19 protein-coding genes and 1 pseudogene are annotated in these 21,430 nt (G+C 63.7%); 5 read left to right on the top strand and 15 right to left on the bottom strand.

Annotated features, from left to right (window positions below; genetic code table 11):
- Nucleotides 1–62: 62 nt before the first annotated feature.
- From BLU54_RS04005 to BLU54_RS04020, 4 genes are read right to left on the bottom strand one after another with little or no spacing between them, the layout of a single operon-like run.
- The gene (locus BLU54_RS04005; protein WP_091905013.1) at nucleotides 63–1,727 is read right to left on the bottom strand and encodes an AMP-binding protein; all 1,665 of its coding nucleotides are present in this window, start codon (nucleotides 1,725–1,727) and stop codon (nucleotides 63–65) included.
- Nucleotides 1,720–2,520 carry an enoyl-CoA hydratase/isomerase family protein gene (locus tag BLU54_RS04010; protein WP_091905016.1) on the bottom strand — a complete coding sequence of 267 codons (801 nt, stop codon included), beginning with the start codon at nucleotides 2,518–2,520 and terminating at the stop codon, nucleotides 1,720–1,722. Before BLU54_RS04010 ends, BLU54_RS04005 begins: the two co-directional genes overlap by 8 nt.
- A 32-nt stretch (nucleotides 2,521–2,552) precedes the next feature.
- Entirely contained in the window at nucleotides 2,553–3,752 is a 1,200-nt protein-coding gene (locus BLU54_RS04015) for a CaiB/BaiF CoA transferase family protein (protein ID WP_091905018.1), read from the bottom strand.
- Nucleotides 3,749–4,522, bottom strand: a complete 774-nt coding sequence (locus tag BLU54_RS04020; RefSeq protein ID WP_091905021.1) for an enoyl-CoA hydratase/isomerase family protein — start codon at nucleotides 4,520–4,522, stop codon at nucleotides 3,749–3,751. Before BLU54_RS04020 ends, BLU54_RS04015 begins: the two co-directional genes overlap by 4 nt.
- Before the next feature lie 324 nt (nucleotides 4,523–4,846).
- On the opposite strand from BLU54_RS04020, the gene BLU54_RS04025 reads away from it, so the two are divergent.
- From BLU54_RS04025 to BLU54_RS04040, 4 genes are all read left to right on the top strand, one after another.
- A complete protein-coding gene (locus BLU54_RS04025) occupies nucleotides 4,847–5,806 on the top strand; it encodes a hydroxymethylglutaryl-CoA lyase (RefSeq protein ID WP_091905024.1) in 960 nt (319 codons plus the stop codon).
- Between the two features lie 23 nt (nucleotides 5,807–5,829).
- The gene (locus BLU54_RS04030; RefSeq protein WP_170845007.1) at nucleotides 5,830–6,279 is read left to right on the top strand and encodes a PaaI family thioesterase; all 450 of its coding nucleotides are present in this window, start codon (nucleotides 5,830–5,832) and stop codon (nucleotides 6,277–6,279) included.
- Between the two features lie 377 nt (nucleotides 6,280–6,656).
- Nucleotides 6,657–7,199 (top strand): MarR family winged helix-turn-helix transcriptional regulator, encoded by a 543-nt coding sequence (locus BLU54_RS04035; protein WP_170845008.1) that lies wholly within the window; start codon nucleotides 6,657–6,659, stop codon nucleotides 7,197–7,199.
- A 181-nt stretch (nucleotides 7,200–7,380) separates the two neighbouring features.
- Nucleotides 7,381–8,505, top strand: a complete 1,125-nt coding sequence (locus BLU54_RS04040; RefSeq protein WP_091905033.1) for an ATP-binding protein — start codon at nucleotides 7,381–7,383, stop codon at nucleotides 8,503–8,505.
- A gap of 70 nt (nucleotides 8,506–8,575) precedes the next feature.
- Here the strand turns inward: BLU54_RS04040 and BLU54_RS04045 are convergent, their stop codons facing one another.
- The 10 genes from BLU54_RS04045 to BLU54_RS04090 all read right to left on the bottom strand — a co-directional run bounded on the left by BLU54_RS04045 (nucleotide 8,576) and on the right by BLU54_RS04090 (nucleotide 19,755).
- Nucleotides 8,576–8,974 (bottom strand): eL43 family ribosomal protein, encoded by a 399-nt coding sequence (locus BLU54_RS04045; RefSeq protein ID WP_091905036.1) that lies wholly within the window; start codon nucleotides 8,972–8,974, stop codon nucleotides 8,576–8,578.
- A gap of 67 nt (nucleotides 8,975–9,041) precedes the next feature.
- A complete protein-coding gene (locus BLU54_RS04050) occupies nucleotides 9,042–9,710 on the bottom strand; it encodes an RraA family protein (RefSeq protein ID WP_091905038.1) in 669 nt (222 codons plus the stop codon).
- Nucleotides 9,707–10,747: an amidohydrolase family protein gene (locus BLU54_RS04055; protein WP_091905040.1), complete on the bottom strand. Its 1,041-nt coding sequence runs from the start codon at nucleotides 10,745–10,747 to the stop codon at nucleotides 9,707–9,709. Before BLU54_RS04055 ends, BLU54_RS04050 begins: the two co-directional genes overlap by 4 nt.
- A gap of 30 nt (nucleotides 10,748–10,777) precedes the next feature.
- Nucleotides 10,778–12,097, bottom strand: a complete 1,320-nt coding sequence (locus BLU54_RS04060) for an MFS transporter (RefSeq protein ID WP_091905043.1) — start codon at nucleotides 12,095–12,097, stop codon at nucleotides 10,778–10,780.
- 170 nt (nucleotides 12,098–12,267) lie between these two features.
- The gene (locus BLU54_RS04065; RefSeq protein ID WP_091905046.1) at nucleotides 12,268–13,179 is read right to left on the bottom strand and encodes a LysR family transcriptional regulator; all 912 of its coding nucleotides are present in this window, start codon (nucleotides 13,177–13,179) and stop codon (nucleotides 12,268–12,270) included.
- 1,375 nt (nucleotides 13,180–14,554) lie between these two features.
- Nucleotides 14,555–15,772: an MFS transporter gene (locus BLU54_RS04070; protein ID WP_091905049.1), complete on the bottom strand. Its 1,218-nt coding sequence runs from the start codon at nucleotides 15,770–15,772 to the stop codon at nucleotides 14,555–14,557.
- 53 nt (nucleotides 15,773–15,825) lie between these two features.
- A complete protein-coding gene (locus tag BLU54_RS04075; RefSeq protein WP_091905051.1) occupies nucleotides 15,826–16,782 on the bottom strand; it encodes an N-carbamoyl-D-amino-acid hydrolase in 957 nt (318 codons plus the stop codon).
- A gap of 23 nt (nucleotides 16,783–16,805) precedes the next feature.
- Nucleotides 16,806–18,320, bottom strand: coding sequence for a dihydropyrimidinase (gene hydA / locus BLU54_RS04080; protein ID WP_235837781.1), 1,515 nt, complete (start codon nucleotides 18,318–18,320; stop codon nucleotides 16,806–16,808).
- 11 nt (nucleotides 18,321–18,331) lie between these two features.
- The gene (gene cuyB / locus BLU54_RS04085; protein ID WP_211435297.1) at nucleotides 18,332–19,093 is read right to left on the bottom strand and encodes a cysteate racemase; all 762 of its coding nucleotides are present in this window, start codon (nucleotides 19,091–19,093) and stop codon (nucleotides 18,332–18,334) included.
- A complete protein-coding gene (locus BLU54_RS04090; protein WP_170845009.1) occupies nucleotides 19,090–19,755 on the bottom strand; it encodes an aspartate/glutamate racemase family protein in 666 nt (221 codons plus the stop codon). The genes cuyB and BLU54_RS04090 overlap by 4 nt, the downstream gene beginning before the upstream one ends.
- Nucleotides 19,756–19,907: 152 nt before the next feature.
- Here BLU54_RS04090 and BLU54_RS04095 point away from each other — a divergent pair, with 152 nt between their 5' ends.
- A complete protein-coding gene (locus BLU54_RS04095) occupies nucleotides 19,908–20,858 on the top strand; it encodes a LysR family transcriptional regulator (protein WP_170845010.1) in 951 nt (316 codons plus the stop codon).
- 140 nt (nucleotides 20,859–20,998) lie between these two features.
- Here BLU54_RS04095 and BLU54_RS04100 read toward each other — a convergent pair.
- Nucleotides 20,999–21,352: pseudogene (locus tag BLU54_RS04100) on the bottom strand (EamA family transporter); the annotation flags it as partial.
- Nucleotides 21,353–21,430: the final 78 nt, after the last annotated feature.

Genomic DNA, 21,430 nt, shown 5'->3' on the forward strand with positions numbered 1-21,430 from the left:
TCCTCCTTTCAGGATGGTGTTCTGTCGTCGACGCGCGGACGGCGAAAGCCGTCCGGCGGCAATCACGCGAGATTGAATTCACGGATCGCGTAGTCGCGCAGTTTGTTTTTCTGAACCTTGGAACTGCCTGTCATGCCGATGTCGTCGAACGACTGCACCAGGCGCAGGTAACGCGGTACCTTGAAATTGGCGCAGCGCGCCTTGCACCATGCGATCAGCTCTTCGCTGGACGCCTGCGCGCCCACCCGCAGCACCACGAACGCCGCGGCAACCTCGCCCAGACGCGGATCAGGTACTCCGACGACCTGGGCCAGTTGCACCGCCGGATGGCCGAACAGCGTCTCCTCCACTTCGGCGGGAGCGACGTTCTCGCCGCCAACCCGGAAGACATCCTTGAGCCGGCCGAGCATGCGCAGCCGGCCTTCGCCATCGATCACGCCGAGGTCCCCGGTGCGCAGCCAGCCATCTTCGCTGAATGCCTTCTCGGTTTCCTGCGGCTTGTTGTAGTAACCCTTCATCACGCTCCAGCCGCGCACCTGGATTTCTCCTGGCGCGTCGGCCGCCTGGACGCGCCCGGTGTCAGGCGACACGGTACGAATCTCGATGCCGGGATGCGGCGCGGCCCAGCCCCCGACGCGCAATTCGAGCGGGTCGCGCCAATCGTTGAGAACGACGTTCGGCGATGCCTCCGATTGTCCGTAGGCGCCAACCATGTACTTGACGCCCATCACGTCGTGGATCTTCTGCATGATCTCGGGGCCCGCGGCCGCCCAGCCGCCGCGCAGGTGAATGCGCTCCCGGCTGAAGTCGGGATGGCCCATCAACATCAGGAAGATGGTGTCGTTGCCGGACGTGAGCGTGCAGCGTTCCTCATCCAGGATCGTCAACACCCTCGCCACGTCGAACGACGGTACGGACAACAGGCAGGCACCGGACACCAGCGCGACGAGCAACGACATGGTGGTGCCGGCAACGTGGAAGAAGGGCCGAACGCTGAAGTAGCGGTCGTTCGATCGCACGCCGATGCGCTGCGCGGACGCCGCGGCATTCATCAGCATGTTGCGGTGTCTCAGCAGCACGCCCTTCGGGAACGACGTCGTGCCCGAGGTGTACTGAATCAACAGCGTGTCGTCAGGCGTCACCGTACCGCTGCGCGCGGCGACTTCGGCGCGCAACCGGGGCGTATCGGGAAGCGATTCGAAGCGCTCGACGCCCGAGGGAAGCGGCCGCGCACTGTCGCCGATCAGTATCGCGCGCCGCAGCAGCGGCAGGACCTCGCCCGGCAGCTGGCTGTCGAACGCGGGTTCGACCTCGCGCAGCAGCGCGGTGTAGTCGATGTTGAGGAAGGTGTCGACGTAGAACAGCACGCGTACGTCGCCTTGCTTCAGGCAGTAGTTCAGCTCGTCGAGTTTGAACCGCGTATTCACCGGCACGGTGACCGCGCCGATCGATGCCGCGGCGTAGAACAGCACGACCCAGTCGACGGAATTGCCCATCAGGATGCCGACGTGCTCGCCATGTTGCACACCGGCGGCGACCATCCGGGCCGCAGCAGCCTGCACACGTTCGGCCAATTCACGATAGCGGATGCGTTCGCCGTCGATGACCAGGGCTTCCGCATCCGGGGTGTCAACGGCGCGCGCCGCTAGAATCGCTGGCAGCGTGATGGGCTGGCGCAAGCCGAAGCGTTCCGCGTAGTGTTCGTAGTGCTCATAGTTCTCAGGCATGGTGCGCCCCCGTCTTCGCGTCGGCGCGCGACTGGGGCCCGTCATCGCGTTGCCCGAATGCCGAGATCGATTGCTTCCAGTCCGCGTTCTGCAGCAGCGTATCGATGGCGAGGATCTCGATGGCAAGCGCACCGGCCGGGTCGGTCTCGACGCCGCGATCGATACAGTCGCGTGTCAACTGCATGGCAAGCGGCGGCGCAGCGGCGATGTCCCTTGCCATTTGGCGCACCACGTCGACAGCGTCTTCAGCCGGCACGATGCGCGATACCAGACCCACGCGCAGCGCCTCATCGGCCGACAGGGCGCGCCCGGTGTACGCCATATCCTTCGCGAGTCGCTTGCCGACCACGCGTGGCAAGCGCTGCGTTGCGCCTACGGTGCCCCATAGTGCCTCGGGTGTCCGAAAGCTGGTCTTCTCCGTCGCCACGATGAAATCGCAAGCCATCGCGATCTCGCCACCCGAGCCGACCGCCGGCCCCTCGACCAGGGCGATGCACGGCTTGCCGATTCTCTCGATTGCGTCGTAGGCGGCGAACGCCTTCAGGCGCCGAGCGCGCACGTCGTCGGCGCTCATGCCCTTGCGCTCCTTCAGGTCGGCGCCGGCACAGAACACGGGACCGTGGGCGCGGACGATCACACAGCGGATCGATTCATCATGGCGAAGGCGTTCGGCGGCCGACCGCAATGCGTCGCACATTGCAGCGTTGAGCGCATTGCGCTGCGCCGGACGGTCGAGGATGATTTCCGCCACGCCTTCCAGGCGTTCGACAACCAGCGTTTGCTCGTCATTCATCGTGTTTCTCTCATCGAATAAGCGCCGACGCGTCAGATCGCGCCTTCATGTCGCAGCGCGGCGATGCGCTGTTCGTCGTAGCCAAGGCGTTCGCGCAGAACTTGATCAGTGTGCTCGCCGAGCAGAGGCGGGCGAGCAACCTCCGGGTTGGCGAAACCGTCGAACTTGAACGGCAAGGGCAGGGCACCGAACGTTCCAACGCTCGGATGATCGAACTCGCTCACCATGCCGCGCGCCCGGACGTGCGGGTCCGCAAGCACCTCCGCGACGTTGTTGATCGGCCCGGCCGGCACGCCCACCGCATCGCACGCGTCGCAAAGCGCCTGTCGCGACCAACCGGAGATTGCCTTCGTCAGTGCCGCCATCACACGCTCGCGGTGCTCGACCCGTCCAGCGTTGGTGGACAGCGTCGGATCCGCGGCGAGGGCCTGAAGCGACAGCAGTTCGCACAGCGGCTGCCAGTGCTGGTCGCTACATGTGATGTGAACGTACGCACCGTCGTTGCATGCGAAGGTGGCCGAGGGCACGCGCCCAGGGTGCTCCGTGCCGAGCCGGGGCGGCACCTCGCCGAGCGCGAAGTACCGTCCTGCCGCTAGCGTGAGCAGGCTTACCTGGCCGTCCAGCATCGAAAAATCGATATGGCAGCCTTGGCCCGTCAGCGTGCGCCCGTTGAGCGCCGAGAGCAGGCCGATCGCGATCCACATGCCGGAGGTCAGGTCGGCAATCGGCAGGCCCGGCTTGACGGGACCGCCGCCGCGTTCTCCGGTCAAACTCATGATGCCGCCCATCGCCTGGAACACGGTGTCGTAGCCCTTGCGTTTCGCGTAAGGGCCGGTCTGGCCGAAGCCCGTGCATGACACGTAGATCAGCTTCTCGTTCTCGGCGCGCAGCGCTGCGTGATCCAGCCCGTAGCGCGCCAGCGTTCCAACCGGGAAATTCTCGATCAGCACGTCGGCACGCTGCGTCAGCTCGCGCACGATGCGGCGTCCGGACTCGGTCTTCACGTTGGCCGTTACCGACTGTTTGCCGCGATTGCAAGCGAAGTAGTATGCGGATTCGTCGCCGACCTGCGGCTCGAAGCTGCGCGTTTCGTCACCCGCGCCGGGCTGCTCGATCTTGATGACGGTCGCGCCCAGTTCGGCCAGGATCATGTCAGCGAATGGACAGGCGAGAACGCGCGCCAGTTCGACGACGGTGACATTCGCAAGCGGTTTGGTCGGGGTGGCGCTCATTGGGCCTTCCCGCCTTCCTTGCGGAAGCTGCGCATCATCAGATTGGTATCGAGCGAGGCATCCAGGGCCTGTTGCAGCGGCAGATCCGCGACGCGATGGAACAGACGCTTGGTGGCGTTCATTGCTGGGCCATCGAAGGTCGCAAGGCGCTCGGCGAAGGCCACGGCGGTCTCCAGCAGTGCCTCGTCCGGGACGACGCGATTCGCCAGTCCCAGCGCCAGCGCGCGCGCTGCGTCCACCGTCTCGCCCAAGGACACCAGTTCAAATGCCGTCTTGCGCCCAACTTGCCGAACCAGGTTGGCCATCACGATCGCCGCGACAATGCCGTGCTTCAGCTCCGGATATCCGAGCTTCAGACTCTCCCCGGCCACCAGCATGTCGCACGCCAGCGCAAGTCCGGCGCCGCCGCCCATTGCATAGCCGTGCGCTGCCCCGATCACAGGCTTCGCGATCTGCGAAAACACACGGTGCAGATTGGTGGTCAGGTGTGCCCGATCCAACGCCGCCTGCGCGGCCCGGCTGGCATCGTCGGCACCGCCGGCATGGACGAATCCGCCGAATTCCTTGACGTCCGCGCCGGCACAAAAAGCCTTGCCAGCCCCGGCGAGGACAATGGCCTTGACGGCGGGATCGCGATCGGCGGCCTGCAGCGCGCCGAGCAAAGCCTGCGTGAGGGCGTTGTCGAGCGCGTTGCGCTTGTCGGGGCGATTCATCGTGAGCACCCGTACTGAGGCCCGATCTTCGACGAGCAGGCTGGCGGTATCAGTCATGTTTGATGGCATCGGAAAGCGATAGTTGAAGAGTAATGCTCATGTTTGATCGAGTCAAACAAATATGCGTGACAAAGTTACGTACAAATACAGCGCTATGGTAGGTGTAAACCCTTCTCGTGCGTGGCCGTTGAGGTATGGAGCGAACCCCGTATCGCTAGAAAATACAGCGAAAAGCATGGGCGTACGCATGTTCCGGCGGCTATTCCGAAGTTTTTCCGAACGCGATGCAATCGCTAATGGGTGCGTCTGATAGTTGACTTCGCATCACGGTGATGGTTTGATCTGGACGAATGTCAATCAAATCGTCGAGTGATGGGCCCCATGCCTGACGTAACGCTATGCGAATGCTTTGCTCGTGACGGACTCCAGCACGAGCCCGACTTCGTTCCCACGCAAGAGAAGGCTGACCTGATCGACGCATTCGCGCGCGCCGGCTTCGCTCGGGTCGAAGCCACCTCGTACTCGAATCCGGCGGTCGTGCCGCAGTTCTCCGATGCCTCGGCGCTTCTGCGCATGCTGCCGCGCGCCGAGAGTGTCTTCTACAAGGCGACCTGCGCGAACCTGCGGGCAGTGGAGCGCGCGCTGGCGGACCTAGACGCGGGAATCGGCGCCAACGAGATCAGCCTGCTCGTGTCGGCCAGCGATGCGCATTCACAGCGCAACCTCAAGCAAACGCGCGCCGCGCAGTGGCAGCGCGTCGAGGCGATGGCGGATGCCGCCAGAGGCCGCTTTCGGCTGATCGGTACGATCTCGGTTGCATTCGGCTGTCCGTTCGAGGGCGCGATCGACGCAGCCAGCGTACTGACGGATGTCGAGCGGTTTGCCAGCCTGGGCGTCCATCACGTAACGCTGGGCGACACGATCGGGGTCGCGACGCAAGCCAGCACGCAGCGTCTGTTCAGCGCGATGCTGAGTGGCTTTCCGGAAGTCGAAGCGATCGCCCATTTTCACGATACGCGCGGCACCGGCATCGTGAACTATCTGGCGGCGCTCGAAGCGGGCGTGCGCCATTACGACGTGGCGCTCGGCGGCGTCGGCGGGCATCCGGCAAAGGTCAAGTACGGCGGCGGCGTTACCGGCAACGTCTGTACCGAGGACTTCGTCAATGTGCTCGAGACCATGGGCGTAGCCACCGGCATCGACCTTGACGCCATGATGCGAGCGTCGGAGGCATGCGAGCGCGCGCTGGGCCGTCAATTGGCGAGCCGGGTCGCTCGTACCGGGCTCAACCCCATGCTGACAGGCGGCCGCGAACGCACCGCCGCCGGCAGCGCCGCATGAGCACGGCTGCGACGAGGGAGCCGGTGACGCTCGAATCGGCGTTCTGCCTCGATCAGGGCTTCGAGTTGACCGAGTACGACGGCACCAGCGCGACCCTGGTCTGCGAACTGCAGGACCGGCAAAAGAATCGGCACGGCAATGCGCATGGCGGCGTGATCGCCGCGTTGCTTGATACCGCAATGGGGCTTGCGACGCGCAGCAGCGGTCGCGTCGAGAATCTGGGCACTGTCAGTCTCACCGTCAACTATCTCAAACCTGCGTCGGGCCGCGTCACGGCCCATGCGCAGGTGCGACGGTGTGGCCGTACGCTCGCTTTCTGCGACGCCGAAGTGCGCAACGCCGCGGACGACATCGTCGCCACCGCGAGCGCGGTCTTCGCCGTCGCACCTCGCGGCAGGTCAGGCACCGAACCGGGCACCGAATCGGGCACCGAATCGGGCGGCAAGCCGGATATCGAGACCAGCCACGCGTAGCGGCAACTCATCGAATACCGACACGGGAGAAGCATCCCCTGTACGAGAACGTGCGGCGCTACATCAACGGAGCGTGGCAAGCGGGTGCCGCGGACTGCACCATCGACGTGGTGAACCCTACAACGGAAGAAGTCATCGGGCAGGTCGCGCGTGCAGAGCGCGCGCCATTAGCAACGGCGCCGGCCCAACGCACGCTAGTCGAAACCACCTGACGTCCGAAGCCCCTGAAGGCGTAGCGGCTTCTGTTAAAATGCTTGATGTTGTCATGCAAATGGGTTGCGTTGCATGCCCTTTGTCCGCCGGAGGTGAATGTGGGAGCGATTGGCCACAATAGAAAAGCGCAAGCCGCGCGGGCGGCCTCCTTGGAGGCGCATGAAATGACTGCGGTAGGCGATCTGCGCGATCTGGTTTCGTTCCAGTTGCGGCAGCTGACCAACATCTACACGAAAGGATCGTCGAGCGAGTACGAGCGAAGCTTTGGCCTGACCATGAACGAATGGCGCTGCATTGCGTTGTTGCACGGCAGGCACGGCATGTCGATGAACCGGCTCGCCGAGCATGCTCAGTTTGACAGGGGACTCGCCAGCCGCACCGTGCGCGGTCTTGAAGAACGAGGCTTGCTTGCGAGAGGCGCCGATGCCACCGATGGCCGCGGCGTCGTGATCACGCTGACGGAGGCGGGCCGTGCGTTGGTGTCGAAGGTATTCCCGATCGCGGAGGAACGCAACGCGCGTTTGCTGTCCTGCTTGACGCGCGCCGAGCGCGAACTGTTGCCCGGCATCCTTCAGAAGCTGACGCACCAGGCCAGGGTGTTGCTCGATCAGGAGCGTGAAGAGGCAGAAGCGCGAAGTGCTGCGTTCGACGACCAACAGCCGTCTGATGCCGATACGCTCGGGCAGGTTGCGGTCGCGGCACGGTAGGCGCGAAGCCGCCAGGGGCAGCGCGAATGATAACGGGTGACCTCCGTGGCGGAGCGTGACAGAGCGTCATAGAGCGCGATGGAGCGCGATGGAGCGAACGCGCCGCGTTGCCTTCGAGGCGAGCGCGCCGGTATCATCGAGTCTCAACCGATTTGAGACTTCTCACATTCGATGAAACTCGATGAAACTCGACGAAACAGCGAGCTCCGACCCATGGCATTTTGCTCGGCCTTCGCTTGCGGCCGCCTACCTCGATGCGTTTGATCTGAAGCTGTCGTCCGCGCGCGGTCTATTTGCCCGCCGTCGGATGGGCAAGACCGAGTTCCTCCAGCAGGACCTGCTGCCTGCTGCAACAGAACGCGGCTATCTCATCGCTTACACGAACCTGTGGGAAAGCCGGGCGGCGCCGGACAGCGCCGTGGTTTCGGCGCTGTCCGAGGCACTGGCGCCTCACGGCATGCAGGCTGTCCTGTCAGCGCTTGGCAGGCCGGTGCGGAAGGTGAAGGCGGGCGCGAAGATCCTGGGCAGCGTCGAGGGAACATTCGAAGCCGAGTTAGGCACCGAACAGAGCAGCCTCGCGCTGCGCGAGGTGCTCAAGCAGATCGACAGGCAGAAAAAGCCGTTGCTGCTGGTCATTGACGAGGCCCAGGTGCTCGCTCACGCGCGTAACGGCGACTTCGCCCACGCGCTGCGCGCCGGTCTGGACATCCGCAAGGATCGCATCAAGGTGATCTTCGCCGGCAGTTCCGAGACTACCTTGAGAACAATGTTCGCGCGCGCCTCAGAGCCGTTTTACAACTGGGCCGCGCTCGAGCCGTTTCCACTCCTTGGCGTGGAGTTCGTCGACTATACCGTCAGACTGATGAACAGCATGGCGCGGAACCGGCTGAAGCTGGAGCAGGGCATTCATGCATTCTCGGAGCTGCATTCGACGCCGGAATTCTTCAAACGGTTTGTCGAGCGTTACATGCTTTACCAGGTCCAGGGTGTCGACGCCGCCCTGAGTCATACCAAGGCAACCGTCTTTTCCGACGATCACTTCCATAAGCAGTGGAGCGCGCGCAATCCCGCCGATCAGGCGGTGCTTATCTTGATCGCCCGTAGCGACTATGGCGTACACAGCGGCAGTGGGCTGAGCCGCTTGTCCGAAATGCTCGGAAGGCCGGCCAGCAAGAGTACAGTTTCACATGCACTGCGGCGGCTCGAGAAGGACAACGCGGTCACCCGTCTGGGCCTGGGCGATTATCGGATCGAGGACGAAGCATTCGCCGATTGGATCCGACGCAAGGCCGCGGCAGAGCGGTGAACGCATCGCGGGAGGCGGAGCAAGGTTGTCACGCCGAGCCGATAGCGCTGTGCGGCGGCCCAGCGCAAGCTCAGTCCTGAATCGGGACGTCTTCGATCAGGGCCGAATCGAGGGCGCGGATCCGTCGATCGACGAAATAGCCACCGCCTTCCGTATAGCGAAGGTAAAGCCGTCCGCAGTGCCGGCATTCCCATATGCCACAGCGATTGTACGGAAAGTAGCGCGGCGCGATCGGCGCATCGGGCGACCAGTACTTCACCTTGCCGGGCAAGTATTCGGCGAAGCTTGGTTCCGGATCGTCCGGCGGCAGCAAGGTGGCAATCTCGCGCAACTGGGCTTCGTCGAGCGAGACCGGCTGTGACTGCCATCCGACGAGGGACGTCTTCGTGCACGCACACGCAGCTGGCGATGCCGTCTCAGCCCGCCGTGCAAGATCGATCAGTTCGGCAGCACACAGATACTCGGGCATGGCGGGGATCGTCAAGAAATCTAAGGTGCCGTCATTATGCGCGCGTGCGTTCAATCCTGGCTGACCGTCAACCCTTCATCATGCGGTCGCGCTGTGCTGCGACCCATGCCCGGTCGAAGCGCCCTTCCGCAATCGAAGTGAGTGCTTCGGCTTCCTTCGCGGCTTGCTTGCGCGCGCCGGCGAGGACAGTCTCCACGTCCGTGGGCGCGATGGCGAGCACGCCATCCTCGTCACCGACGACGATGTCGCCCGGATGCACCACCATCCCGCCCACCGATACCGGTACGTTGATTTCGCCAGGCCCGTTCTTGTACGGCCCCCGATGCGTCGCGCCACGCGCGTAGACAGGGAAATCGCGCCGGCTCAACGCGCCGACATCGCGGATCGCGCCGTCGATCACCAGCCCCTGCACGCCGATGCTCTCGGCGAAACTGGCCATGATGTCGCCCATCAACGCCTGCGTGAGTTCGCCGGCACCGTCGATCACCAGCACGTCGCCGGCGCGGCAGTACTCGAAGGCGCGGTGGATTGCCAGATTGTCGCCACCGCGTGTTCGAACGGTGACCGCGGTGCCGGCCATTGGGCGGGGGCGATGGAACGGGCGCAGGCCCGTGGCACCGCTCACGCGCGCCATGTTGTCGCTCAGAAGAGAAACCGCCAGTTCGCGCAGCGCGGCGAGAGTCTCAGGGCTCGCTTGGGCTGCCGATGGGTATTCGCGCCATCCGGCTGCATTCATCTCGTTACTCCTTTGTCTGATCGTTGCCGTTCGAGCTGCGTCGATAAGCGTCCGTACACTGCGCGGGCGTTACCCTCGAAGATGAGCTGCCGTTCCGCGTCGCTGAGCCATTCGATGGCGTCGATGTAGCGGCGCGTGTCGTCGTAGTAATGGCCCGTTTCCGGGTCGATGCCTTGCACGGCACCGATGGTCTCGGACGCAAAGAGAATGTTCTTCGCCGGAATTACCTTCGCCAGCAGGTCGGCGCCGGGCTGATGGTAGACGCAGGTATCGAAGAACACGTTGTTCAGCAGATATTCGGAGAGCAACGGCCGGCGCATGTCCTGCGCGAGACCGCGGTACCGGCCCCAGTGGTAAGGCACGGCGCCGCCGCCATGCGGAATCACGAACTTCAGCGTCGGGAAGTCGGCGAACAGATCGCCGCTCAACAGTTGCATGAACGCCGACGTGTCGCCGTTGATGTAGTGCGCGCCGGTCGCATGGAAATTGGGATTGCACGACGACGAGACGTGGATCATCGCCGGTACGTCCAGCTCGACCATCGCTTCGTAGAGCGGATACCAAGAGCGGTCGGTCAACGGCAGGCCGGACCAGTGTCCACCGGACGGGTCCGGGTTCAGGTTGCAACCGATGAAGCCGAGCTCTGCCACGCAGCGCCGCAGTTCCGCAATGCAGTTTTCCGGTCCCACCCCCGGCGCCTGCGGCAACTGGCAAACGCCGACGAAGTTGCGCGGGTAGAGCTGACAGACGCGGTGGACCAGGTCGTTGCATTCGGCCGACCAGACCGCGTTGGCCGCCGCAGTGGCAAGGTGATGACCCATGCCGGCCGCACGTGGCGAGAAGATGGTCACGTCGGTGCCGCGTTCGCGTTGAATGCGGAGCTGTCCGCTCTCGATGCTTTCGCGGATCTCATCGTCACCGATGACCGGACGGGGGGGCGGCGCTGCGCCGTCGCGCAAAGCCGCGATCTGTTGCATGCGCCACGCTTCATGCTGCGGCGGCGACGTCGTGTAGTGACCGTGACAATCGATGATCATGCGTGGTGTTCCTGTCGTTAGGCGGCGGTGTCAGGTGCGGGCGGTCGGGCCCGTGGCAGGCACCGACGCGTCGTCGTCGGCTGGCTTGACGCGCATGACCAGCCCGATCACGGTCGCGACCACGAGGAAGGCAGCGATCGTCAGTAACGCGTATCGGAAGTTGCCGGTTGCGCTGCGCACCAGACCGATCGTCCAGGGACCGACCACGCCGCCGAATTGCGCGATGGTGTTGATCAGCGCAATGGTGGCGGCGCCTGCCGCTCCGGTCCTGAACGACGACGCAAGGCTCCAGAACAGTGGGTTGCCTGCGTAGATAAACAATCCCGTCACGCACAGCAGGGCGTAGGCGACGATTGGATTCGGTGCGTAGGCGCTGCCGGTGATCGCAATCGCGCTCATGCCGTAGACGAAGGCAAGATGTTTCTTGCGGTCGCCGGTGCGGTCCGAACTGCGGCTGATGATGAATGTGCCGAGCACGCCGAGCAGCGGTGGGGCGGCCGACAGAAAGCCGACCTCGATATTGCTCAGGTTGCCGAGGCTCTTGACGATTTGCGGGAGCCACAGGAAGAGGCCGTAGATCCCGACCAGCGCGCAGCCGAACAGGCAGGCTAGACTCCACACACGAATGTCGCTGACCACCCGCAGCAGCGGGAAGTGCGTGCTGCCGCCAACTTCTTCGCGTTCGGCCGCGAGCGTCGCCTCCAGCCATTGCTTTTCGGCGTTGTCGAGCCAGTCGGCGTCAGCGGGGCGCTCGGTCATCACGCGCAGGGTCACGAGGCCAAGCAACATCGCCGGAATGCCCTCGAGGATGAACATCCACTGCCAGCCTTGCAAGCCGAGCAAGCCGTTGGCGTAGGTCATCAGGACAGTCGAGATCGGCCCACCCAGCACTGCCGAGAACGAACCCGCGATGATGTAGCCGCCCACTGCCCGCGCGCGGTAACGTACCGGGAACCACTTCGTCAAATAGACCGCCACCCCGGGAAGGAAACCTGCTTCCATCACCCCGAGCAGGAAACGCAGGAAATAGAAGCTCTTGTCGCCAACCACGAAGGCCGTCGCGGCAGCCACCGCGCCCCAGGTCAGCAAGATGCGCGCAATCCAGCGGCGTGCCCCGACGCGATGCAGCAGCAAGTTGCTGGGCACCTCCAGGACCATGTAGCCAATAAAGAAGATGCTGCCAGCGAAACCGAACACCGCGGGCGAGAAACCCAGCGCCTTGTTCATGTCGAGCGCTGCGAAGCCGATGTTGATGCGGTCTAGGTAGTTGAAGAACATCATTGCGAAGAGCAGGGGCATGAGCCGCCTGTAAACCTTTCGCATGGTTGCCGCTTCGTCGAATGCGTTCATGCCGTCTCCACGTTCTTGTTCGTCCGATCGCGAGGGCTCTGTGGCCCTGTTCGCGGGCGGTCCGTGCCGCCTGTCGCCTCGCATCCGGCCGCGGGTGCGACGGAGACGAGCTATCCGGATCAAGAATAAGAATCGTGGCGGCCCGCGTCCAAGACGCGTTCCTTATGCTTCTATAAGTCCGTCCTTATAGTAGGCCGGTCTTGCGGCGTTGGAAGACACGCCAGGAAGCTCCGTAGGTGTGCGGAGTTCTCGTCGCTGCGAACGGTTGCGACAAGCGTCGACCATGTCGCCCCCCCCGCGCCGGCAAGATGCCGAAACACGACGTCGGCTCGCCCATGCCTGGCCACGGACTCACCGACGAAAGCGACGCCGAGCCCCGCGGCCACCAGGGCAATGGCTGTCTGTATCTCGTACGCCTGATGGGCCACGAAAGGGGTGACACCGGCATCGCGATACAGACCTTGCACAGTGCGACTGAATTGCGCGTTGCGGTGCTTCGGATAGAGGATGAGCGGCGTGTCTTCCAATTCGGCAATGCGGATCTTCTTGCGGCCCGCGAGCGGATGATCGGGCGACAGCGCCACGACGATGTGCTCCCGCAGCAGCGGATAGGCGGTGCAGCCGGGTATCTCAAGCGGCTGACGCCCGATGCCGACATGGATGCGGGCGTCGCGCAGCGCGTCGGTTTGCTCTTCGGTCAGCATCTCGAAGAGCTTCAGTTCCACTTCAGGATAGGCGTGATGGAAGGCCTTCAACGCCGGCGGCAGGATGCTGTACATCGCGGAGCGGGTGAAGCCGATGGACAGCCAGCCACGGCGTCCCATGCCGATTTCGCGGGTACCGAGACTCGCTTGCTCGCACGAGCCAAGGATCTGACGGGCTTCGGTGCGTAGGTATTGCCCGGCTTCCGTAAGCCGCAATGGTCGCCTGGCGCGATCGACCAGTTGCGTGCCGAGACGTTCCTCCAGCAGCCGTATTTGCTGGCTGAGCGCTGGCTGAGCAATGTGCAGTCGCTCCGCAGCCCGACTGAAATTCAGTTCCTCGGCGAGGATGACGAAGCACTGCAAGGACCTGAAATTCATTATGGTTCTCCTCAGGGCAGCGGCAAACACGGTGCGTATCGCGGCCTTCGCAAACACGCCGGGCGTGCGCATCAGCAGCCATGATGTCATGCGAGAACGCGCATCGGCCAGCGGTGCCGGTCGCGCGATGTAAGGAGATGCTTGGCACGTCGTCGTGCACGGCGTACCATCGCGCGGCCGAACTGGTCGGAAGGATATGGGCGCCGCCACCCCGCTGGAACGGTCGCGACGCGCTGGGCGAACGCAGAGCAAGTCGGCTTACTGACTGCATGGTCGGACAGAAGTGAAGGGCAGAGGACAGGTTGGCCATTACCGTTCGCCGTCCGTGCCCGTCTCCGCTCGACACCTCGGAACGAACAGACAGGCCTGTTCATCCTTTGATGGCCGGATCGGGACGTTTCGCCATACCGCCATTGCAGGATAACAGGCCCGGCGATTCGCCAAGGGTATGTGCGACCCGGCGGCAATCAAAGAGGGGCGCGGTGAATCGCCGCCGCGTCACGTACCGACCCGGCGTGAACGCTTGTCACCGGCAGGTCGGCAAAGCCAACGTCTTGCATGCAGGCGATCAACTCTCCTGCATCGACACCGCGCTTGCCGCGCCCGGACCTGATCGAAATCCTGCAAAGACCGAAGACTCGCGGCGCTGACGAAAACGACCTCGGCGTCTGAAAGCGCCGCCTTCGCATGTCTCGAACGCTGCCTGTTCCCGCTCATTGCCCACGTCCACGCGACCATGTCGACAAGCAGCCGCGTAGCCGTCTGTCAGATGCCGTCGGCAGGTCATCTGGCAAAGGTGCATCGAAGCCGCCAGCGATCCTGATTTTCCCTTACATCAAGCCGAGGTCGGTTCTTCCACCTTGCTCGGCGCGTACCGGCCTGACCAATCCGGTACCTGCATTGGCGACAACCGCCCGCTCACCAGTGCTTCGATGCACGTCGAAAGATGCGATCTGGCGTCGTGGCAATCCACCTTCGGCTTTCAATCACTGCGGCTGGTGTCGCCAAGCTCAGGCCAGACAGAGAATTGCGCCGAACACGACTTCGCCCTGGCCGATGATCGGCAGCGCCATAATCTCGAAATTCGAACTATCGGCCGGCTACGACGTTCAAGGAAGTGGTGTCCGTCGGACACCCCGGCAGACGGAGCGGGCGAGAGGGCTACCCGTGTTGAAACGGCTGACCACGCGTTTTCGATTCGGCGATCGCGGTGCTCGAAGGACGTTTCGCGCGCCGCGTCAGGCAACCCAAAACCTGAGCCTCGTCAAAGCGCTTTCGCGTGCGAAGCGCGGTGGGAAAATAAAACCCCGGGTGTCAGACTTTGCATGCCTGACACCCGGCTTCGTTCATCGAGCTTGTTGATGGACTGGTCGGCTTATTCGAGTTCGACGCCTTTCAGTTCGGGAATCAACACGGTGGTCGCGATTACATCGACGACATAGATGCATGCCAGTGCCGCGATTGCCGTGCCGAACGAGTAGTAACTCGCGACCGTACCAATGGCGAGCGGCCCGAACCCGCCCACCGCACGCCCGATACTCCACAGCACGTTCTGCGCGGTGCCGCGTGCATGCGTCGGATAAAGCTCGGCCATCAGCGCACCGTAACCGCCCATCATGCCGTTCACGAACACACCCACTACCATGCCGCCGATCAAAAGCGCTTCGGGCGTCGTCATGCGCGAATACACGAACACCATGATCAGCGCGCCGATCTGGTACATCACGAAAGTCGGCTTGCGGCCGATGCGATCCGCCAGTTGCCCGAAAATCCAGATGCCCACCAGCATGCCGAGAATCGATGCTGCGGTCCATGTCGCCGACTTCGCGAGCGTGAAGCCGAACTGCTTGGTCAGATAGCCCGGCATCCAGATGATGAGCCCGTAGTAGCCGAAGTTCTGCACCGAGCACATGATGATCATGCCGATGCTGCGCTTCGTGGTCGTCGCATCGCGGAACAGGGTCTTGAGCGGAAACTCATGCTTCTTGCGTGCGGCCTTCTCAATGAAGATTTCCGATTCGCCGATGGCCTTGCGGATCACGAAGGACAGGACCGCAGGCGCAAGACCCACCAGGAACATGCCGCGCCAGCCGATATGCGGCAGCAGCACCGGCGTCACGAGCGCTGCAATCAGCACGCCGATCTGCCAGCCCATGCCGACATAGGACGACACCCGACCGCGTTTTTCAGCCGGCCACGCCTCGATGGCGAGCGCCATGCCGATGCCGAACTCGCCGCCGAGACCGAGCCCGGCGATGAAGCGGTATGCGAGCAGATCGTGATAGCCCTGCGCGAACGCACACAGACCCGTGAACACCGCGAACAGCAGGATGGTGTAGGTCAGCACGCGCACGCGGCCGAGATAGTCGCTCAGAATGCCGAAGCCGATACCGCCGGCCACACCGCCGACGAGCGTCCATGTAACGAGCGAGCCGGCTTGCGCCGACGTGAGGCCGAGGTCCGACGAGATAAGGCTCAGCATGAAGCCTAGGATCAGCAGGTCGAAACCGTCCATCGCGTAGCCGGAAATGGACGCGACGAGCGCGCGGACATGCGGCGGCCCGAACATGGACTTGTCCTGAGCGCCGTGCATCGCGGCGCTCTGGTCAGCGTGATGATTCATCGTATGGTCCCCTCGTGTGCGCGTCAGTTGAGTGCCTCGGGATCGTGCGGCAGCGCTTCGCCCGCGCCGGTACGCTCGACCAGCAGCCCGTAGTGTTCTGGCCGGCGATGCTTCGCAAAGTTGAAGACGTGCTCGCGGAACGTGTCGCCGATGGCGAGGTCGACGTTAGCGAAAATAACTTCGTCTTCTTCGGTGACGCTCTGCGCGGCGATCTCGCCCGAGGGCGCGACGATCACCGAGCCGCCGATCATGTGGAAACCGTCTTCCTTGCCGCACTTCGCGGCGGCGGCGATCCACATCGCGTTCTGATAAGCGCTTGCTTGCAGCGTCACGAGATGCGTATGCATGCGCAGATGCACCGGTTCCGGCCAGTGGATGTTGAGCGACGGCGTGTTGTAGCCGAGCACGCCCAGTTCCGCGCCTTGCAGCGACATTGCGCGCCACGTTTCCGGCCAGCGGCGATCGTTGCAGATGCACATGCCGAGCTTAGCGCCCATAGTCTCGACGACCGGGAAGCCGGTGTTGCCCACGCTGAAGAACTTCTTCTCAAGATGCTGGAACGGCGCGTCCGGCTTGTGGTCCGCGTGGCCAGGCAAATGCGTCTTGCGGTACTTCGCAACGATCTTGCCGCTGTCGTCGACGATGATCGCCGTGTTGAACGCTTCGCCCGTCGAGGTCAGTTCCGCATAACCGAGATAGAAGCCGATGCCCGCTGCGCGCGCCGCCTCGAAGAGCGGCTGCGCGTCCGGGTTCGGCATCGTGCGTTCGAAGAAACGTTCGATGGCCGCTTCCTCGCTCATCCAGTAGCGCGGGAAGAATGTCGTGAGCGCAAGCTCCGGGAACACGACGAACTTCGCGCTGCGCGACTTCGCTTCCATCAGCATGTCGATCAGCCGCTTGACGACGGCCTGACGATCGTCGGCGAGATGGACCGGTCCCATCTGCGCTACCGCGAGCCCGATTTTGCGTGACTTGGTCATGACTTCCTCTTTCGTTTTCAGTTTCAGTGTTGACGATCGGTGTAGCCGAAGCCTGTATGACCTTCGGTGTTGCCGTCGGCAAGCGCGCGGAAGAACTGACCGCGTGCGGAGATTTGACGTTCTTTCTGAAAGGGCAACGGTGTGCCGCGCGCGATGAAGCGGCCGCTGCCAGGCGCGGCGTCGAACGCGCCGTCGTCGACGATCACGCGGCCCGCGCTCACCACGGTGCGCGGCCAGCCCGTGACCTTCATGCCTTCGTACGGTGTATAGCCGACATGATCATGCAGTTCGGACGCTGTCAGCACGACTTCGTGCTTCGGGTCCCACACGGCGATATCCGCATCCGCGCCGGTTTCAATCAGCCCCTTGCGCGGCGCGATGCCGTACATGCGCGCGTGATTCGTCGAGGTGAGCGCGACGAATTCCGGCAGGGTCATGCGGCCCGTGTTCACGCCTTCAGAGAACATCAACGGCAGACGCGTTTCGAGGCCCGGCATGCCGTTGGCCATCTGCTTGAACGTGGTATCGTCTCCGTGCGGCAGCTTGCCGGTGTGGTCGTAGCGATAGGGGGCATGATCCGACGACACGGTTTGCAGCACGCCTTCCTTGAGCGCGGTCCACAGCGCCGCTTGCGCGGCCCGGTCACGCAACGGCGGGCTGCAGCAATACTTCGCGCCCTCGACGCCGGGCAGGTCCATCGCATCTTCCGTGAGCAACATGTAATGCGGGCAGGTTTCGCCAAAGACCTGCGCGCCGATACGTTGCGCGGCGCTGATCGTCGCGATCGCATCCGGAGCGGACACGTGTACGATCAGCACGGGCACGTCGAAGAGCTTCGAGAGCTGAATGACGCGGTTCGTCGCTTCGCCTTCGGCCAGCGCAACATGGCTGGTCGCGTGATACTTCGGCGCGGTGCGGCCGCTTTCGAGGAGCTTCTGCGAGACCCACTTGATGACGTCGTTGTTCTCCGCGTGCACCATCACGAGCGCGTTTTCGCGTGAGGCGAGCGCGAGCACGTCAAGCATCTGATAGTCGTCGATCTTCAATTGCTCGTAGGTCATGTAGACCTTGAACGACGTAATGCCCTTGCGAATCTGTTCGACCAGATCTTCCTGCAAGGTTTTCTGGTCGGTCTCCGAGACGATCAGGTGATAGCTCCAGTCGATGACCGACTTCTCGGTCGCGAGTGCCGCATAGTCTTCCGCGACCTGCTTGAGCGAGTGGCCGCGATGTTGCGCGGCGAATGGCACGATCATCGTGGTGCCACCGCACGCGGCGGACACGCTCGCCGAATACCAATCGTCCGCGCCCATGATGCCCATGCCCGAGCGCTGCTCGACGTGGCAATGCGTGTCGATTCCGCCTGGCAGCACGTATTTGCCCGTCGCGTCGATATCGCGCTTGCCGGCAGGCAGGCCGCGCGCCACCGCGACGATGCGCTCGCCAACGATGCCCACGTCCGCCTCGAACACCTCTTTGTCCGATGCGACCAGGCCGTTGCGTATCGTCAGGTCGAATTGATCCATAGTCTTGTACATCCGCTTGAGATTCAGGGTTGCGATTCGAGGGGCGCGCTTGCGTTGCGTTCGTTGCGTGCGTCGAGCCACCATCCGACGCAGGCGCGCGCGAGCGCATCGGTCGGATCGATGGCGGGCGCATCGAGCGAGACACCCGCGAGCGCCACGGGAATTTCCGTGCAAGCGAGCAGCAGCGCATCCGCGCCCTGCGCGATCAGCGCGCGCGCCGCGTGCGAGAGCAACACGCGCGCTTCGTCGATGCGTCCGCCTTTCACCGCGCCGATGGCGGCGGAGACATGCGTGGTCTGCAATGCAGCGTCCGGCGTGATGGCGTCAATGGCATTTGCGGCCAACTGGTCATCATAAATGCGCGCCTGCAAGGTCGCTTTGGTCGCGAGGATGCCGACCTTGCGCGCGCCAAGCGACTGGCGCAGCAACGCATCGACCGCTGCTTCGCCGATATGCAGCACTGGTAACGCCGTTTCCTTCTCGAGCCGCGCGTGCCAGACGTGCGCGGTGTTGCACGGAATGGCGATGGCCGCGCATCCGGCGGCTTCGAGCGTGCGCAGTCCGTCGAGCAGATGCGGCCATGGCGCATCCGACCCCGCGAGAAACGCAGTGCTGCGGTCCGGCACCTGCGGCACGTTGTGCACGATGACGGGCATGTGCTCCTGATCGGAGGCGGCGGGCGTTGCTTGAATCAGCTTGACGAGGAAATCCGCGGTGGCGAGCGGTCCCATGCCGCCCAGCACGCCAAGCCGCGGCAGCGGCAGCGGCATCACTGCATCGTTCATGTGATACCCCGTTCGCGGCAGACCGAAAAGGCCAACGATGCCGCCGTCGAACACGGATCGATCACTGGCACGCCGAGCGCGGCTTCGATCTCGGCGCGCAGCGGCGTCATGCCCGCGCAGCCCAGTACGATGACGTCCGCGCCGTCCTCGCGGCACAGCGCGCGGCCTGTCGCGACGAGTTTGCCGAGTGCGAGATCGCGGTTGCCGGATTCGTCCACGCCGAGACTCACCGCCCGTTCGCCCGCGACGAGATCGCCCAGACGCGCCGCATGATACGAGCGCCAGTGGCGCGGCATGCCGCGCGTGCTCGCTGCGATGACGCCGATCCGCGAGCCGCGCGCGAGCGCTACGCCCATGGCCGCCGCGCCGATGCCGATGACGGGTTTCTTTGTGATTTCGCGCGCGGCGTGCAGTCCCGGATCGCTGTAGCATGCGATCACGAAGGCCGCGGCGTTCGCTTCGTGGCGGGCGATGTAATCGGCGACGGCGACGGCGGCACGGTCCGCATCGCGCTGCGTTTCGATGCCGCCGGGTACGGCGTTCAGTGTTTCGCACGCGGCCGGCACGTCTTGAGGGACGCGCAGCGCGCGCACAGTGTTTTCGATCGCGCGGGTGACGCCGGCGAGGCCGTTCGGGTTCAGGAATACGATGGATTCGGACATGGCTCGACGGTGAAATGCGACCTTGACCGAACGATACGCCCGTCCAAATTCGCCGTGAAATAGTCCAAATTTCGTGTCCCATAGACGACATGCATGGGCTTGTTGGTACACTGGCGTGGACGTCATTTCCACCGGATTCCGCCAGCAGTGCCATGAACTACGACGAGGAAAGTCCCCACGCGCGCGCCATGAGCCTGCGTCAGATCGAGGTGTTCCGCGCGATCATGATGACCGGCTCCATCAGCGAAGCGGCGCGTTCGCTCTTTGTGGCGCAGCCCTCCGTCAGCCGCGTGTTGCAGGTGACGGAAAGCCGCCTCGGCTTTCTGCTGTTTGAGCGCGCGCGTGGAAGGCTGTATCCGACGCCCGAGGCGAAGCGCATTTTCGAGGAAGTGGTGCGTGCGTATGAAGGCATCGAGCGCGTGGAGAGCCTCGTGCGTTCGCTCGCGGACGGCTCGAGCGGCAAGCTCAATATCGTGTGCAGCCCGAGTCTCGGCGTGCACCTCGTGCCGCTCGCGATCGCGCGATTTCATGCGGAGTTCGAGCAGTTGCCCATCGCGTTCGAACCGCTCACGCACAACCATCTCGTGCCACGCGTGTTATTCGGCAAGAACTATATCGGCGTGTCGATGTTCGAAGTCGTGCATCCGAATATCGTGACGGTCCCGCTGGAAAGCGGGCGCGTCTGGTGCGTGGCGAAGAAGGGCACGCTCGCGCGGCGACGCACGCTCGATCCCAGACAGATCGCCGCGATGCCGTGGATCGACTATGAGCACGACACGCCGCTCGGACGCATTGTCGGCAAGGTGTTCTCGAACACGCGAAGACCCGAGCCGATCGTGCGCGTGCGTTCGGCGATCAGCGCATGCCAGCTCGCGAAGGAAGGCGTGGGAGTGGCGATCGTCGATCCGTTCTGCATCGATGCGGACATGCGCGCGGCGCTCGATGTCGTGCCGCTGCATGCTGACGCCGATCATCGGCTCACGGCCAGTCTGCTTTATTCGCATGTCGAGCCGCTCTCGAATGTGGCACGTCGCTTCGTCGAGATGCTGCATGAAGTCCTCAAGCAGCATCTTGCCACGAAGCGCGTGACGTCTGCGAAGTAGTGGGCACGACGCCGCGGCACGGTTTCAGGCATTCAGCTTTTACAGCAGCGGCCTCGCCTCGATGCAGATCAATAATTTGACATAATGGGGATTATCGATATAAAGCTCGGCCGCGGCGACCCATTTCCCGACGATGCTCGCTAGCCAGCGCCGTCAGATGCGCTGAGTAGGGCCTTTGCCTTTGCCTTTGCCTTCGCTTTCGACTTCGGCTTTGCCAGGACCTTGCGCGCTGTTACGCCTGCAGCCTGCCAAGGCACTGTCGCGAACAAGGACGCCAGCATCATCAGCGCACCGCCCACCAGCGTCGCGCCCGACAAGTCTTCGCCCAGCCACACACAGGCGAACAGCGCGCCGAATGCCGGCTCGCTGACGATCAGCAGCGCGACGCGTGTCGGGCGACTGCGCTTGACCGCGAAATTCTGCGCGAAGATGGAGAACAGCGTACACGCCAATACTAGCTAGACGATGCTCGCCCAGAAGCCGCCGTAGCCGCTAGGACCGCAACGCGAGCGAAGGATCCGTCGTGCTGGACAATACATTGACAAGCGTGAGGGTCGCGGCGCAACGGGTGG

Origin of the sequence: Chitinasiproducens palmae (assembly GCF_900095735.1) — a bacterium.
GTDB classification, from domain to species: domain Bacteria; phylum Pseudomonadota; class Gammaproteobacteria; order Burkholderiales; family Burkholderiaceae; genus Chitinasiproducens; species Chitinasiproducens palmae.

Bases quoted from the DNA above. Each gene is read 5' to 3' on its own strand.
- BLU54_RS04070 (WP_091905049.1), bottom strand. From the start codon at position 15,772: ATGCACGGCGCTCAGGACAAGTCCATGTTCGGGCCGCCGCATGTCCGC.
- cuyB (WP_211435297.1), bottom strand. From the start codon at position 19,093: ATGAACGATGCAGTGATGCCGCTGCCGCTGCCGCGGCTTGGCGTGCTG.
- BLU54_RS04050 (WP_091905038.1), bottom strand. From the start codon at position 9,710: ATGAATGCAGCCGGATGGCGCGAATACCCATCGGCAGCCCAAGCGAGC.
- BLU54_RS04035 (WP_170845008.1), top strand. From the start codon at position 6,657: ATGACTGCGGTAGGCGATCTGCGCGATCTGGTTTCGTTCCAGTTGCGG.
- BLU54_RS04090 (WP_170845009.1), bottom strand. From the start codon at position 19,755: ATGTCCGAATCCATCGTATTCCTGAACCCGAACGGCCTCGCCGGCGTC.
- BLU54_RS04045 (WP_091905036.1), bottom strand. From the start codon at position 8,974: ATGCCCGAGTATCTGTGTGCTGCCGAACTGATCGATCTTGCACGGCGG.
- BLU54_RS04055 (WP_091905040.1), bottom strand. From the start codon at position 10,747: ATGATCATCGATTGTCACGGTCACTACACGACGTCGCCGCCGCAGCAT.
- BLU54_RS04005 (WP_091905013.1), bottom strand. From the start codon at position 1,727: ATGCCTGAGAACTATGAGCACTACGAACACTACGCGGAACGCTTCGGC.
- BLU54_RS04065 (WP_091905046.1), bottom strand. From the start codon at position 13,179: ATGAATTTCAGGTCCTTGCAGTGCTTCGTCATCCTCGCCGAGGAACTG.
- BLU54_RS04020 (WP_091905021.1), bottom strand. From the start codon at position 4,522: ATGACTGATACCGCCAGCCTGCTCGTCGAAGATCGGGCCTCAGTACGG.
- BLU54_RS04075 (WP_091905051.1), bottom strand. From the start codon at position 16,782: ATGACCAAGTCACGCAAAATCGGGCTCGCGGTAGCGCAGATGGGACCG.
- BLU54_RS04015 (WP_091905018.1), bottom strand. From the start codon at position 3,752: ATGAGCGCCACCCCGACCAAACCGCTTGCGAATGTCACCGTCGTCGAA.
- BLU54_RS04010 (WP_091905016.1), bottom strand. From the start codon at position 2,520: ATGAATGACGAGCAAACGCTGGTTGTCGAACGCCTGGAAGGCGTGGCG.
- hydA (WP_235837781.1), bottom strand. From the start codon at position 18,320: ATGTACAAGACTATGGATCAATTCGACCTGACGATACGCAACGGCCTG.
- BLU54_RS04040 (WP_091905033.1), top strand. From the start codon at position 7,381: ATGAAACTCGACGAAACAGCGAGCTCCGACCCATGGCATTTTGCTCGG.
- BLU54_RS04060 (WP_091905043.1), bottom strand. From the start codon at position 12,097: ATGAACGCATTCGACGAAGCGGCAACCATGCGAAAGGTTTACAGGCGG.
- BLU54_RS04095 (WP_170845010.1), top strand. From the start codon at position 19,908: ATGAACTACGACGAGGAAAGTCCCCACGCGCGCGCCATGAGCCTGCGT.
- BLU54_RS04025 (WP_091905024.1), top strand. From the start codon at position 4,847: ATGCCTGACGTAACGCTATGCGAATGCTTTGCTCGTGACGGACTCCAG.